Origin of the sequence: Bifidobacterium sp. wkB338 (assembly GCF_003688325.1) — a bacterium.
GTDB lineage: Bacteria > Actinomycetota > Actinomycetes > Actinomycetales > Bifidobacteriaceae > Bombiscardovia > Bombiscardovia polysaccharolytica.
In genome coordinates this window covers 290,611-306,044 of sequence record NZ_NPOR01000011.1, presented here as the reverse complement: position 1 = coordinate 306,044, position 15,434 = coordinate 290,611, and the positions used below count along the sequence as shown (strand labels likewise).

7 protein-coding genes are annotated in these 15,434 nt (G+C 59.6%); 5 read left to right on the top strand and 2 right to left on the bottom strand.

Going from position 1 to position 15,434, the window contains the following annotated elements; translation table 11 throughout:
* Positions 1-7: 7 nt before the first annotated feature.
* The 3 genes from CI603_RS02730 (at position 8) to CI603_RS02720 (ending at position 10,148) form a co-directional block, all read left to right on the top strand.
* A complete protein-coding gene (locus CI603_RS02730; RefSeq protein ID WP_121912947.1) occupies positions 8-1,540 on the top strand; it encodes an ABC transporter substrate-binding protein in 1,533 nt (510 codons plus the stop codon).
* A gap of 44 nt (positions 1,541-1,584) precedes the next feature.
* Entirely contained in the window at positions 1,585-4,326 is a 2,742-nt protein-coding gene (valS, locus tag CI603_RS02725; protein WP_121912946.1) for a valine--tRNA ligase, read from the top strand.
* A 539-nt stretch (positions 4,327-4,865) separates the two neighbouring features.
* The gene (locus tag CI603_RS02720; RefSeq protein WP_183122212.1) at positions 4,866-10,148 is read left to right on the top strand and encodes an InlB B-repeat-containing protein; all 5,283 of its coding nucleotides are present in this window, start codon (positions 4,866-4,868) and stop codon (positions 10,146-10,148) included.
* Positions 10,149-10,236: 88 nt separating this feature from the next.
* Here the strand turns inward: CI603_RS02720 and CI603_RS02715 are convergent, their stop codons facing one another.
* Together CI603_RS02715 and iolD are read right to left on the bottom strand one after the other, a co-directional pair.
* Complete coding sequence (locus CI603_RS02715; protein ID WP_121912944.1) at positions 10,237-10,593, bottom strand: chorismate mutase; 357 nt, start codon at positions 10,591-10,593, stop codon at positions 10,237-10,239.
* A 95-nt stretch (positions 10,594-10,688) separates the two neighbouring features.
* On the bottom strand, positions 10,689-12,578 hold the full coding sequence (gene iolD, locus CI603_RS02710) for a 3D-(3,5/4)-trihydroxycyclohexane-1,2-dione acylhydrolase (decyclizing) (RefSeq protein WP_121912943.1): 1,890 nt from the start codon (positions 12,576-12,578) through the stop codon (positions 10,689-10,691).
* Between the two features lie 450 nt (positions 12,579-13,028).
* Here iolD and CI603_RS02705 point away from each other — a divergent pair, with 450 nt between their 5' ends.
* Together CI603_RS02705 and iolB are read left to right on the top strand one after the other, a co-directional pair.
* Complete coding sequence (locus tag CI603_RS02705) at positions 13,029-14,480, top strand: sugar porter family MFS transporter (protein WP_183122211.1); 1,452 nt, start codon at positions 13,029-13,031, stop codon at positions 14,478-14,480.
* A 14-nt stretch (positions 14,481-14,494) separates the two neighbouring features.
* Positions 14,495-15,376, top strand: coding sequence for a 5-deoxy-glucuronate isomerase (gene iolB / locus CI603_RS02700; protein WP_121912941.1), 882 nt, complete (start codon positions 14,495-14,497; stop codon positions 15,374-15,376).
* Positions 15,377-15,434 lie beyond the last annotated feature (58 nt).

The window sequence follows — 15,434 nt, the reverse complement described above, 5'->3', positions numbered from 1 at the left end:
CAAAACCATGGCACGGGGCAGACACACACAAATCAGATCCGGAATCATCTTTCTGCTGGTACTGGCGATCCTGACAGCGGGCACCTACATAGCCTGGCCGCTGGTGACAGGTCAGGGAAGCTGGCAGCTGCCCTGGGTTCAGGGGAGCACAGGCCAGATCGTGCGCATTCGAGCCCGCCAGGCCCCCGTCTCCCTTGACATCCGCACCGAACCCGGATTTGCCACCGACCAGGCCCTGATGGGCAATGTCTACCAGACTCTGACCAGGCCCGACGCCAAAGGCCGGCCGACGCCCGGCCTGGCTCAAAACTGGGAGGTCTCCTCAAACGGGCTGCTCTACACCTTTCATCTGCGCAATGACGCCCACTTCGTCGACGGACGCCGCCTGACCTCGGAGGATGCCCTCTGGTCCCTGCAGCAGATCATCGACCACCAGTACCAGGGCCATCGGGACCTGGATGGACTGGCCAGGGTCACCAACCCCGATGATGCCACACTGGTAATCGGCCTGAAGAGCCCGAACGCCAGGCTGCTGACAGCACTGAGCGGTCGGGCGGGCATAGTCTACGACCGCCGGGCCCGGGTCAACTATTCCACTCGATCAGCTGGCTCAGGCCCCTACCAGGTGGATGACTGGCAGCCGGGTACCAGCCTGACCCTGACCGCCAGCAAGTCCTACCAAGGCCCGGACAAGGCCGCCATCCACAAGGTGATCATCAGCTACACCGGCAGCCCGCAAGAGACCATCAAGAATCTGGACCAGGGACGCCTGGACGCTGTAGTGGACATGGATCCCGCCACCGCCAAACAGGCCGGCAAGGCGCCGACTGCCACGCCCAGCACAAACAATGTGGTCCTGGCCTTCAACAACGAGGCATCCAGCCTGCTATCCGACCAGCATGTGCGCGAGGCCGTCCGCTATGCCGTGGACCGCCAGGCGCTGGCCGATCTGGAAGGCGGCGGAGCCAAAGTGTTGGGCGGGCCGCTCAACCCGTTGAGCCCCGGCTATGATCCCGGTCTGCAGGCTTTCCCCTTCGACCGCATCCAGGCGGCCCGTCGAAACTCCTACTACGCCCCGTCCTACTATCACGGCGGTCTGCGCCTGATCTACCCCCAGGAATTCGGCAACCAGGTGGGCGATCTAATCAGCACGCAGCTGAAGGCGGTAGGCATCCCCAGCCAGGTCTCCATGGTGGACCAGACTGCATTCCGCGACCAGGTACTCAACCGCCACGACTATGACATGGCCCTGCTGGTCATGGACAATGATGAAATCGACCGCTTCGCTGACCCCGAATCCACGATGCACTTCGACAACATCGATATTCAGAATTCCTGGAAGCAGGTGACGGACTGCACCGACCAGAACACCTATGCCGAGCGACTGAAGGACTTTGCCCGACAGGTCAGCGACCTCTCCCCCAGCGACTGGCTGTATCAGCGTACGCCCCTGGTCCTCACCGCCCCCCGCCTGCAGGGCATGCCCAGCTCTCTGGTGGACCGCTACCTGCCCCTGTGGAACCTGCGCATCCAGGGGTGAAAAGGCCGGTGGCCCTTGTCACTGTTCGTCCATAAAATGCTGGTATGTCTGCTGAAAACCAAGGAATCGTCAATGCCCATCTGACCCCCCTGCCTGACAGGGTGGGCGTGGATGGTCTGGAGGAAAAGTGGTGCCGCGACTGGGATGAGTCCGGCGTCTACCGCTTCCGCAACACCCGCGAGCGCTCCGGCGTCTACTCCATCGACACCCCGCCGCCCACGGTTTCGGGGCATTTGCATGTGGGGCACGTCTTCTCATACACCCATACCGATGTGATCGCCCGGTTCAAGCGGATGCAGGGCTACGACGTCTTCTACCCAATGGGCTGGGACGACAACGGCCTGCCCACCGAGCGGCGGGTCCAGAATTATTACGGGGTCCGCGTGGACACTTCGCTCAAGTACGATCCGGACTTCAAGCCCCCCTTCCACGGGACCAAGGGCAAGAAGATCAGCGCCAAGGACCAGGTGCCCGTCTCCCGGCAGAACTTCATCGAACTATGCGAGGAACTGACCGCCGAGGACGAGAAGCTCTTCGAGCAGCTCTGGCGATCGCTGGGCCTGTCGGTGGACTGGTCGCAGACCTACCACACCATCGGCGAGCATCCCCGCCGGGTGGCACAGAAGGCTTTCCTGCGGAACCTGGCCCGAGGCGAGGCCTATCAGAAGGAAGCCCCCGGGCTCTGGGACGTGACCTTCCAGACCGCCGTGGCACAGGCCGAGCTGGAGTCGCGCGAATATGACGGCTTCTATCACCGTGTGGCCTTCCGGTTTGCGGACGGCACGCCAATTTACATCGAGACCACCAGGCCTGAGCTGCTGGCGGCCTGCGGCGCCCTGATCGCCCATCCGGACGACAAGCGCTACCAGAAGTACTTCGGGCAGAAGGTCTACTCTCCCCTGTTCAAGGTGGAGGTGCCCATCCTGGCCCACCCCGCCGCAGAAATGGACAAGGGCGCCGGCATTGCCATGTGCTGCACCTTCGGCGACGTGACCGACGTGCAGTGGTGGCGGGATCTGAACCTGCCCACCAGGTCCATCATCCAGCGCAACGGACGAATCGTCATGGATGTGCCGGACTGGATCACCGATGAAGGCGGACGGCGAATCTTCGAGCAGACCGAGGGCAAGACCACCTTCTCAGCCCGCAAGATCATCGTGGATGCCCTGCGCGAGTCCGGCGACCTGGATGGCGAACCCAAGCCCACCAAGCGCATGACCAACTTCTATGAGAAGGGCGACAAGCCCCTGGAGATCGTCACCTCCCGTCAGTGGTACCTGCGCAATGGCGGCACCGACCAAAAACTCAACCAGGAGCTGCTGGAACGTGGCAAGGAGCTCAACTTCCATCCGGACTTCATGCGGGTACGCTACAACAACTGGGTCGAGGGACTTAACGGCGACTGGCTGATCTCCCGCCAGCGCTTCTTCGGAGTCCCCTTCCCCCTCTGGTACCCGGTCAGGGAAAACGGCGAGACCGACTACGCCCATCCCATCACCCCGGCCGAGGACAGGCTCCCCATCGACCCCAGCAGCGATGTGCCCGAGGGCTTCGAGGAGTCCCAGCGCGACCAGCCTGGCGGCTTCACGGCCGAGAAAGACATCATGGACACCTGGGCCACCAGCTCCCTGACGCCTCAGATCGTGACCCACTGGGCAGAGCCGGGCGAACAGGACCAGGCCCTCTTCAAGGCGACCTTCCCCATGGACCTGCGTCCCCAGGGCCAGGACATCATCCGCACCTGGCTCTTCAGCTCCATGGACCGCGCCCATCTGGAGAACGGCTGCCTGCCCTGGAGCGACACCACCCTGTCGGGGTGGATTCTGGACCCGGACCACAAGAAGATGAGCAAGTCCAAGGGCAATGTGGTGGTACCCGACGAACCCATCAAGAAGTATGGCGCTGACGCTGTGCGCTACTGGGCATCCTGCGCCCGGCTGGGCCTGGATGCTACCTACGATGAAGGACAGATGAAGATCGGCCGCCGCCTGGCCGTCAAGCTCCTCAACGCCGTCAAGTTCGCGCTGGCCATCGGACGTGAGGATGAAAACCATAAGGTCACTCAGGCAGCGGAGGCCACCTGGGACCCGGCTGATGTGACGGTCCCGCTGGATCGCGCGGTCCTGGCCGGCCTTGCCCAGGTGATCGACCAGGCCACCAAGGCCCTGGAATCCTACGAGCACTCCAAGGCATTGGAAGTGACCGAATCCTTCTTCTGGGACTTCTGCGACAACTACATCGAGCTGGCCAAGAACCGGGCCTACGGGACCGCGGATGCCACCGGCAGGACCCCTGACGAAGCACAGGTGCTGAGCGCCCGTACAACCCTGGGACTGGTCCTGGACGCTCTCGATCGTCTCCTGGCTCCCTTCCTGCCCTTCGCCACCGAGGAGGCTTGGCAGTGGATGCATCAAGGGGACGGATCGGTTCACAGGGCCTCCTGGCCACGTTCAGAATCCTACCGTGCAGCTGCCCAGGGCCAGGATCCGGATCTTTTGGCCTGGGCAGGCACGGCCTTGGCCTCACTGCGGCGAATCAAGTCCGAGGCCAAGGTCTCCATGAAGACCCCCATCCTCTCCGCCTCCTTGAGCGTGGCGCCAGAGGGCCTGGAAGCCGTGAAGGCAGCCCTGGACGACATAGCCGAAGCGGGTAGGGTCACCGGAGATCTGAATCTGGTCGAGGAGACCAGCCAGCCCGATACCAAGGGAGCCGGCGAGGATGAGGAAGGCATCCGGGTGACTGCCAGCCAGCTGGGTGAACCCCCGGCTAAGAAGCCTCGTAAGTAGGTTTCATTCCCGATGGCAACCGGGGCGGTTCGGCCATAGGCACCGCCCCGGTTGCCATCAGTTTGCACTGGCGACAAGGTCGTTATCAGTGCAGCTAGCATTACAGCCTGAAGGCCATACGAACAACCTTCACCCATGCAAAAAGCAGAACCGATCAGCATTCATGCAGTTTTGTAGCCAAAAGCATGCCCATTACGAACTGCTCGGACCGAATTTGCTTGTGGAACGCCTAATTACAACACTTTGTGGCTCGCCAAGATTGTAATGCTAAACTAGAACCAGTAGCGGGATTTTACTTGGTGTGCGTCGACGCAGTTATGGGGACTATGACCTGGGAAGTCAGCACGCTTGGGGAGGAAGATTAAATGGGGAATGCTCATAGCACCCGTAGACTGTTGACCTTAACGGCTATGATTGGACTGGCGCTGCTCGTAGCTTCAACCGGAGCATACGCAAACACCGACGACATGGCGCCTACACCTACAGCAGGAAGCAGCAGCGCGAACTCATTGCTCAAAACAGGTGAGCAGGTAGGGGCTATGATGCCGACCGCATCACCATCGCCGCTGGCCAACAATAATCCCTCGCCGTTCAAGTCCATCCAACCATTCAATAAACAAAAGACCGACAAGTCGCCCCAGACCAGGGATTCATCCTCATATACCCTCACTTTCGACGCTGACGGGGGCTCGCCGGCATCCGGTTCGTCGGCCCTGAGCCAGACGATAGCCTCAGGTCATCTGGCATCCCCTCCCACCGTCACCAAGACAGGCTACCTGTTTGACGGATGGTTCGTCAAAGCAGCCGACGACAGCTCCAATGTGGCCTACGATTTCGGCAAGCCGGTCACCAGCACCAGCGCGAAGTCGCTGATAGCCCATTGGTCATCAGTCAAAGACTCCCAGTGGACGACAGCCAACGCCAGCGGCAACGACACAGGGGGCTCTTCAATCACTCTGACTCCCCCCAAGCCCAGAGGGGTCAGATTCGCACAGGTCAGCGCCGGCCACGACCACACCCTCGCCGTAGGCTCGGATGGTCATGTCTACGCCTGGGGCGACAACAGCAAGGGCGAGCTTGGCGATGGCACCAAAATCAACAAAAACGCACCGGTGCGGATCACCGAAAATGACGCTATAAAAGGAAAGACCTTTATAGCTGTCAGCGCGGGAACCACATTCTCCGTAGCACTGGCTTCTGACGGCAGCGTCTACACCTGGGGCGACAACTCACGCGGCGAACTCGGCAACGGTTCCACCACGGATCCCGATTCCTCAGTACCGGTAAAGGCGAATCTCAACGTCACCATCACCGCCATCAGCGCCGGATACTGGCATGCCATGGCCCTGTCCTCGGACGGGACGATCTACACATGGGGAGACAATCAATACGGCCAGCTCGGCAACGGGCACACGGGGGTCAACGTCAACCCTTCACCCGCGGCAGTGGCCTCTCCATCCGGCGTCACCTTCACCACCATCAGTGCCGGATACGATTTCCAGACGGCGCTGGACAGCAACGGCTATGCCTACGCCTGGGGACGCAACCAGGGCGGCCAGCTTAGCATCGGCACCATCGACGACACCAGCAGCGGTTCCAATGTCTACAAACCAACGCGCATTTACGGCGACTCGACCGGCAACCCAGACAGCACTGTCTACACCGACATCGATGCAGGGTACCTGCACGTCCTGGCACTGAGCAATTCAGGCAAGGTATATTACTGGGGTTATCTCCTGACCAAGACTGACACCAATCCCGGCGTTCACTCCCTCTACCCCAGTCTGTTAAGCCTGCCCCCGGAAGCGGCGACGCCTGTTTCAGTCAGCGCCGGGGACTACTCCTCTGCGGTGGTCGACTCTGCGGGCAGCCTGTACATGTTCGGCAGCAATTCCAGCGGTCAGCTGGGCGACGGAACCACAACTGCTAATTCAAAGATGACCGAGGTGAGCCTGACAGGCGTCACAGTCGCCGCATTCGATGTCTGCCGGCACAGTCTGGCCATCGGCTCGGACGGGCTCCCCTACAGCTGGGGGGAAGCGAAAAGCGGCAAGCTGGGACAGGGCAGCAGCGGACCTCAAAGCGGCTCACAGACCAAGCCTGCAGCGGTCAGCCCACCCCAGATAGATCTGGCCAAGGTGACCTTTGGCAAGACTGATGTTGCCAAGACCGACAGCGGCAGCCCAATCAACCGAACTTCAGCAGGTGACGACACTTGGAGTACGAATACCCCATGGACGGTCACTACCCCGCACCACACCTACGGAACCACCAAGATCAAAATCAATGAATGGACCATTGGCGGCGCAGCACAGCAGGCGCAGCCCATCGCCGACTATACATTCACACCCACTGCTCAGAAGGTCACCTTTGATTCGGACGGGGGTTCATCGGTCTCGGACCAGTCCGTCACTTCAGGCAAGCAGGCTTCGCCTCCCAACGTGACCAAGACAGGTTTCCTGTTCGACGGCTGGTTCGTCAAAGCGGCCGACGGCAGCTCCAATGTGGCCTACGACTTCAGCAACCCGGTCACCGGACCGCTGAATCTGAAAGCCCATTGGTCGTCGCCAGACACCAAATGGAAAACGTCGAATGCCCTCCATGGCGATGACACCGGTGGCTCCACGATTACTCTGACTCCTCCCAAACCCAGGGCAGTGAGGTTCGCACAGGCCAGCGCCGGGCGCTACCACACTCTGGCTGTAGGTTCGGACGGACACGTCTACGCTTGGGGAAATCAGGCCAGCGGGAGTCTGGGGAACGACAAAACCTCAGGCACGGCGACTACACCAGTACGGATCACCGAAAATGACGCCATAAAAGGAAAGATCTTCATAGCCGTCAGCGCCGGCGACGCTTACTCCATAGCCCTGGCCTCGGACGGTACCGTCTACACCTGGGGCAGCAACGACAAAGGCCAGCTCGGCAACGGCACCACAGGAGGCTACTCCGCCGAACCAGTAAAGGCACAGACAGGCAATGCCAAAATCACCGCCATTAGCGCAGGACGGTCATACGCCATGGCCCTGGCCTCGGACGGCACGGTCTACACCTGGGGAAACAACCAGTACGGTCAGCTAGGCAACGGCAGCTCAGACAACAGAAGCCATGCCTCCCCTGCCAAGGTCACGGCGCTGTCCGGCATCACCGCCATCAGCGCAGGGTTCACTACAGGTACTGCCCTGGACAGTCAAGGCCACGCCTGGGCCTGGGGCCAGAACGACAAGGCACAGCTCGGCAACGGCACCCTTAATGACAACCCGACACCGGCACGCGTCCAAGACCTGGGCACCGGACAGCCTGATACGCGGTTCTATATCGCCATCAGCGCGGGCTATCAGCATGTGCTGGCGCTCGATACGGATCACAACGTCTATGGGTGGGGTTCCAGCACCGCCATCGGATCCTCGACTGATACCAATGTCAGCACGAAAGGATCCACTAAGATCAGCTTCGGAGACGACGCTGTCAACATCACCGCCATCAGTGCAGGCGACGATGGATCCGAAGCCATAGACGACAACGGAAGGATCTACACCTGGGGCAATCAGGGTTACGGCCAGCTAGGCAACGGCAATAATGATGCATGGCAGACCAATCCGAAAGCCATCACTCTGGCCCAATCGGTGAAGGCCTGCGCGGTAGCCACCTCCGGCCATCACCAGACGGCCATAGGGTCTGACGGATTGCTCTACACCTGGGGATACAACTACTACAACCAGCTGGGGCAGAGCATATCGGCATCAAGGCCCGGCACCACACAGCCGCCACAAATCACCCTGACCAAGGTGACCTTCGGCACCATGGCCAGCAGCACCAAGCCAGCCACGAACCTGACCCAGACAAGCAAAGACACCTGGGATAAAAACCGGGATTGGACCTTCGTGACGCCCGCGTACCCGTACGGCCCGTCCAGTTTCACCATCACATGGAACATTGCCGGCGATGCCGGGGACTCAACGCAAACACAGCAGTTCGACTACACCTTCGATCCGACCAACAAGCGCATAGATCTTGACCCCGTTGGAGGCGTCGGGGCTGCATGGACAAGCAAGGACATCAAGGAAGGCGAATTGGTGCCCCGACAGACTGTCACCAAAGCAGGCTTCCTATTCGATGGCTGGTTTATCAAAGCATCCGACGGCAGCTCCGATGTGGCCTATGACTTCGGCAAGCCGGTCACTGACCCGCTGACCCTGGTCGCACACTGGACACGTTCGTCTTCAATGACTGTCAACCCAACCATCAGCCCATCCACCGGCGGGTACCAGGTCACCATCACTCCACCCTCGCAGCGTGGCATCCGTTTCGCCCAGGTCAGCACAGGCAAAAACCATTCACTGGCTGTCGGCAGTGACGGCAACGCCTACGCCTGGGGAAACAATAGTACGGGGCAGCTCGGCAACGGCAGCAAAGATAGCAGCAAGACACCGGTCCAGGTGAAGAAGCCCGACAGTGTTGCCGACAAGGACAACTTCTCCTACATCCAGGTAAGCGCAGGTTATGGATTCTCGCTGGCCCTCGGCAGCGACGGCAACGCCTACGGCTGGGGAAACAATAGTACGGGGCAGCTCGGCAACGGCAGCACCGATAGCAGCAAGACACCCGTCCGAGTGAAGAAGCCCGACAGTGTTGCCGACAAGGACAACTTCTCCTACATCCAGGTAAGCGCAGGAGGCTATCATTCCCTGGCCATCGGCAAGGATCATCAGGTCTACGCCTGGGGAGACAGGAGCAGAGGCGGACAGGTGGGCGACGGTAGCACGACTGGGAACGTCCCTACTCCAGTAGCTGTCAACGCAAGCGCCACCAGCCCTGGATTCCAAGTCAGACAGGTCAGTGCAGGATATCAGCACTCGCTGATCATCGGCATAAGCGGGCAAACCTACGCTTGGGGATTTGGCTACAACGGCAGACTGGGCAACAATTCCACAGCCCCACAAGCCAGCCCCGTATCGGTGTCGTCACCCAAGAAATACGAAGACGGATCGACAGGATTCTTCGCCACTCAGGTCAGTGCGGGAGGCTCACACTCCCTGGCCATCAGCAGAGACGGCAAGGCCTACGCCTGGGGTACGAACACCGACGGACGCCTGGGCACCGGAGACACCAACGATGCCGCAATACCTACCCCGGTGGCCGATCCTGACGGAGGCAGCGATGGATTCAAACCCACCGAGGTCAGCGCTGGAGGATACTTATGCACGGGAATCGACGATAAAGGGAAGGTATACACCTGGGGAAGCAATGGTCAAAACGCCCTGGGCAATGTCTCCATCACCGGATCCATCAGTGAATCCCCCGTTCTGGTAAGCAAAGACGGCAGCACCATACAGATCACTGCAGGCGAGCGCCAAGTCCTGGTCATCGACTCCGACGGCAAGGCCTACGCCTGGGGCGACAACAGCGGCAGGCAGCTAGGCACCAATTCCGACAACCCATCCGTCAAGGCGGCCACCTTGGTCTGCCCGCCGCAATTGACCATCAGCTCGGTCACGGTCGGCACGGACCCGGATACCGTTGCAGTTCTCCAACTGACACGGAACGGCACGGCAGAGACTTGGGGATCCTGGAATACCTGGACTTTCTATACCCCAGCGTTCAAGGCAGGTTCAACTACGGTCAACATCACCTGGAACATTGGCCAAGGCAGCTCTCAGACCGACAACCTGGACTTTTCCTACAGGGATGTTCTGCCCCTGACCGGCAGCCAAGGCCTTCTCGCCATACTGCTTGTCGGGCTGTTCGTTACGGTGACGGTCCTGGCATCAAGGCAGCACTACCAGGAAACGGCTCATCAGACTAAAGCCAGCACTCGCTGACCAGGCGATCCCGTCATCGCTGATATCTAGTGGTCGATGGCATAGTAGTTCATCTACGCCATCGACCACTAGCGTGCTATGGATTCCCTCAGCGTGAACCCAGCTGGCTGGCCAACTGTTCGTGGCCCTGTTTAGCAGCGTCAGCCACCAGATGCAGATAAGCCTCAGCCAGATTCGGATCGAGGCCATAATCTTCAGCCTTGTCTCGCAAGGCCGCTATCTGTGAAGCCTCCCGACGTAGGTCAGCTGAGGCGAATCCCGCCTGGGCCTTGAGCAGACCGATGCGGTGGGTCACCCTGAACCGTTCGGCCAGCATGGCGACAATGGCGGCATCGATGGTGTCCACATCGGCACGCAGTTCCCCCACCTGGCGGGCGGCCTCGGCCTGGGGTCCCCCGCTCTGCGCCTGGTCATCGATCACTGTTTCCATCTTCTCAGAGCTCATGGCAACAGTGTAATCCTGCCACCAAAGTTCCGACGGCCTGGTCTAAGGACAGAGCGCTGCTAATCCAATTTTTGGTCATTCCCGAAATCCGCAGGTCATAGATAGTTCCGCTGCAAATCGCGGATCCTCTCGTATTCCTGATGGGCCTTTATCGAGGATTCGATATGAGCCACCTCAGGAGTGGCCACCTCCCAGTAAGCGTCGGCTGCATCGTCACGTTCCACCGGTGCCACCTTTGCATAGATGGCGGTGATTTGATCACTGGCGAGCGCCTTTCGCAAAGCCTGACGCAGTTGGTCCGCATCCTCGACGGTATAGGTTTTGACCCCGTACCCTTCAAGAATCTTGGGAAAATCGACCTGCAGCGGTTCCTTAGGATTCTGCCGGCCGTTATCTCCCCGGTAGTAATACTTGGTCTCAAATCCTTGAGAGCCGACCTGCATGGACAGTGAATGAATCGATCCATAGCCGCCGTTATCCAAGAGCAGCAATATGATTTTCTCCCGCTCCTGAATCGCCGTCAGTACATCCTGGTGGTACATGATGAAGGAGGCATCGCCGATGAAGGAGAAGATCTCCCTGCTCGGATCAGCCATTCGCATACCCAGGGCTGCAGGAATCTCATAACCCATGCAGGAATAGCCGTATTCGACCGAGTAGCCAAGCGGACTACCCGCCTTCCAGAGCTTCTGAAGATCGCTGGGCATGGACCCGGCGGCGTTCACGACCACATCCTGGGGACGGGCGAATTCGTTGACGATGCCGATGACCTCCTTCTGCCCCAGCCCCTCAGTGCCTGGGATATGCTGGACCATGCGGTCCACAGCCTGCCGTTGCTCGTCGGCCTTGGCCACGGCCTCACGGCGATAATCCTCGTCCACCTGCCAATCGCCCAAAACCTCCTGCAGCTCGCTCAGCGTCTCACGGGCATCGCCAATGACCGGAATGGCTGCCTCCTTGTGCGCATCGAATGACAGGACGTTGATATTGACGAAGTGCACCTGGGGATTCTGGAACATCGTGTTGGATGCCGAGGTGAAATCCGTATAGCGTGTGCCGACACCAATGATCAGGTCTGCAGTGTGGGCCAGGCGGTTGGCAAAGCGCAGTCCCAGAGCACCCATGGGGCCCGAGTTCATCGGATGGTCATAGGGCAGGGCGCCCTTGCCTGCCTGGGTGCTTCCGACCGGAATCCCGGTCCTTTCGGCGAATTCCGCCAAAACCTTACTGGCTGACGAATACACGACACCTCCGCCAGCAATGATCAGCGGGCGCTTCGAACTCTTGATGGCCTCAGCAGCCTGGGCCAGGGAATCCTTGTCTGGTCTGGTCCTGGGGATTCGCCAAATCCGCTCACGGAAGAGGTCGAGGTCGAAATCATAGGCTTCGGCCTGCACATCCTGGGGCAGACAAAGCGTCACAGCGCCGGTGGTAGCTGGGTTGGTCAAAGTCTCCATGGCTCTCATCAGGGAGGCCGACAGCTGCTCGGGCCGGTCGATTCGGTCCCAGTACCGACTGACGGCCTTAAAGGAGTCATTGGCGGAAATATCGTTGGACTGTTCATTCTCGACCTGCTGCAGAACCGAGCCTGTCCGCCGGGTCGAGAAATAGTCGCTGGGAAGCAAAAGGACCGGCAGACGGTTGACCGTCGCAGTGCCAGCCGCAGTGATCATATTCGCTGCACCAGGCCCTATCGAGGTAGTGACGGCCATGGCTCCCATTCTGTTCATCTGGCGGGCGTAGCCGACGGCTATATGTGCCATGCCCTGCTCGTTCTTCCCCTGGATGAAACGGAATCGGTCGATCTCCTCCAAGAGCGCCTGCCCGACCCCGGCTACATTGCCATGGCCCAGAATGCCCAGAGCCCCACCGAAGAAGGTGGATACCTGCCCATCCCTTTCCACTTTCTGGACCTCCAGAAAGCGAACGACGGCCTGTCCAACAGTCAGCCTGACTGTATTATCAGTCTTGCTCGTCCCTATCATTTCCTCGCACCTTTCCTATTAGCCGCCGTGACCCTCTCAAACTGGGGTAATGCAAACCCCGCGCTGTCCGCCATGGACTAGGCCTGCGGGGAACCGTCACCGCTTGCCCTAGTTCGCTAGGGTTAACGGTCCATAGGTCAATCATGGCCGTCGACGGCCGCGCTCTTGGCAACCAAGGTATAAGAGCAAGTGATTTCATAACTATCCTGCATTTTTTGTATATCGCCCCGGTACCCCGCGATGCCATGCCTTTCTTCCTGCCCTCCGACAGCCCAAGGCAGAGGTTGAACCGGAATGAAGCCGTCTTAGAAAATGGCTAGGAATCTTATAAATACTTGCAGACCTGTCAGGATCACCCCTGGAGGATGCAAGGTTGTGGCCTAGAACTGGAGAACAACCAATGTCTGGAGACAGAGTCGTGCCAGACAGTATCAGCTGAAAGGAATGGCCATGTCGTCATTTGAAACGCTGGCTAAAGCCGAGAGCCCCGCTGAGCTATCCAAACGCCGCACCCGTTACACTCGGCTGATGATATGCCTGGGACTGTGCGCAGGGGGGCTGTATGGATACACGCTGACAGCCCTATCCGGCGCACTGATAACCATGAACATAGGATCAGGCCAGCTGGGCCGTCCCACCGACTTCGAACAGGGGCTCATCACCTCGGCAATGCTGCTGAGCGCAGCGGTAGGCGCCTTTGCGGGCGGCAACCTGAACAACCGCCTTGGGCCGAAAAAGATGATCCTGACCGGAGCAGTACTGGCAATCCCCGGGGCAGTAATCTGCGCTGTAACGCCCAGCATTCTTATCCTTTGCCTGGGCAGGGTCATTCTCGGCCTGGCAATCGGCTTCACATCGACCATCGTCCCTATTTATCTGGGGGAGATGACCGAAGCCGCCAATAGGGGACGCATCGTCTCGGTCAATTCAGTCATGATCGTGGTCGGACAGCTCCTGGCTGTGTCAGTCAACGCCATCCTGACACAGATGGGCATCGGCTGGAGGGCCATGCTGTGGGCGGCCGTCGTCCCAGGTATCCTGCTCCTGCTGATAGCCTTTGTCATCAAGGACAGCCCCGATTACCTGATTCGGCACGGTCTGCAGGATCAGGCCATCCAGCTTCTGACTGAAACCCGGGACCTGCCCGAGGCCGAACAGACCTTCAAATCGCTTTCCCAGGCCCGTGAGAACAGCAGTCAAACCGCCGCCCGGAACAACTCCGACAGCAGTTTTGCGACACCATGGCTGCGCAGGGTGCTGATAATTGGGATCGGGCTGGCTTTGATTAATCAGCTCAGCGGGCAGAATATGGTCAATTACTACGCCCCCACTATTTTCACCAAGACCTTGGGCTTTGCACCATCCATGTCCATACTGGCCACCGTACCTGTCATCCTGGTCTCCGCCATCGCCGCCACAATAGGCGGCCTGGGTTTCATCGACAAAATCAATCGACGGACCATTCTGACTGTCGGCCTGGTCGGCACGATTATTTTCCTGGTCGCTATCGGCATCAGCTACCGCTTTATCGATCCCTCCAGTAGTTCCCGTACTGCCTCCTGGGTCATGATCGTCATGATGATGATCTATCTGGTGTTCGTGCAGGGCATGGTAGCGCCGGTCACATGGCTCTTGATGGCCGAAGTCTTCCCCACCAGCGTCCGTGGCAAGGGCATGGGATACGCCAACATAGCGCTCAATTTGGCCAACTTCCTCTTGTCGCTGATCTTCCCGCTCCTGCTCAACGGTCTGGGAGGCTCGGGAACCTACCTGCTGTTCGCCCTTATCAACATTGGGTGCCTGGTGTTTGCAATCACCATGATTCCTGAGACAAGAGGGAAGAGCCTGGAGGAGATTGAGGCCGAAGAACGCGCCTTGGGACAGCGGAAGTCAAAGAATTGAATAAAGGAGACAGGATGACTCAATGGGTATATCCAAACGGCAGCGCAGCCAAGGGTGATTGGGAGGTGAGCCTGGGAGCCTCGGACTCGCAACCCGTTCCAGGTTGGCAGTACACCGGCATCAGGGTCGCCAACCCCCGGAAAAACCAGGTTCTTACCCTGCCTGCAGCAGATGAGGAACGCCTGGTCGTCCCCCTCTGCCAGCGATTCGATGTCAGGACGCCGGATGGTCTTTATCACCTGCGCGGACGCCAAAACGTCTTCACTGCACCAACCGATGTTGTATACGTAGGCACGGGAACGCCCTTGGAGATATATGCCCCATCGGGGGGACGGGTCGCTGTCGCATCAGCGCCCGCCAGCACCCACTACCCAGACCAGCTGGTCAAGGCGGAAGACAATGAAACCGTCCTCAGGGGCAACGGGCCCACCTCCAGGCAGGCCCGAAACTTCGGCATGATGAACAACATCGAAGCTGAACGGCTGTTGGTGTGCGAGGTCATCACCCCCAGCGGCAGCTGGTCCTCCTACCCCGTCCACAAACATGACCGGAACAATGACCATGAGACCGCTCTCGAGGAAATTTACTACTTCCAGATGAGGGCGCTGCCGGGTGCCCCTGACCAGGCCCGGCCCCTGGCCTACCAAGGTGCCAGCACAGCCGACGAACGGCCTCTGAATATTATGACCGAAGTGCATCCCGGCGATACGGTGCTCATCCCCTACGGCTGGCATGGCCCCTCCATCGCCGCCCCCGGATACGACCTTTACTATCTGAATGTGATGGGCGGCGGCGGACAGCGCGACTGGAAGGTGACCATCCGCGACGATCAGACCTGGATCAATCAAGCCCTGCAGAGCCAGCCCTGCAATGACCGGCTGCCCATGATCGACTAAAAGGGGCTCAGATCGCGGATTTCTATGGCTACAGAACAACTCCAACCACCAACAAGGA

Bases quoted from the DNA above. Each gene is read 5' to 3' on its own strand.
- CI603_RS02730 (WP_121912947.1), top strand. From the start codon at position 8: ATGGCACGGGGCAGACACACACAAATCAGATCCGGAATCATCTTTCTG.
- valS (WP_121912946.1), top strand. From the start codon at position 1,585: ATGTCTGCTGAAAACCAAGGAATCGTCAATGCCCATCTGACCCCCCTG.
- CI603_RS02720 (WP_183122212.1), top strand. From the start codon at position 4,866: ATGATGCCGACCGCATCACCATCGCCGCTGGCCAACAATAATCCCTCG.
- CI603_RS02715 (WP_121912944.1), bottom strand. From the start codon at position 10,593: ATGAGCTCTGAGAAGATGGAAACAGTGATCGATGACCAGGCGCAGAGC.
- iolD (WP_121912943.1), bottom strand. From the start codon at position 12,578: ATGATAGGGACGAGCAAGACTGATAATACAGTCAGGCTGACTGTTGGA.
- CI603_RS02705 (WP_183122211.1), top strand. From the start codon at position 13,029: ATGTCGTCATTTGAAACGCTGGCTAAAGCCGAGAGCCCCGCTGAGCTA.
- iolB (WP_121912941.1), top strand. From the start codon at position 14,495: ATGACTCAATGGGTATATCCAAACGGCAGCGCAGCCAAGGGTGATTGG.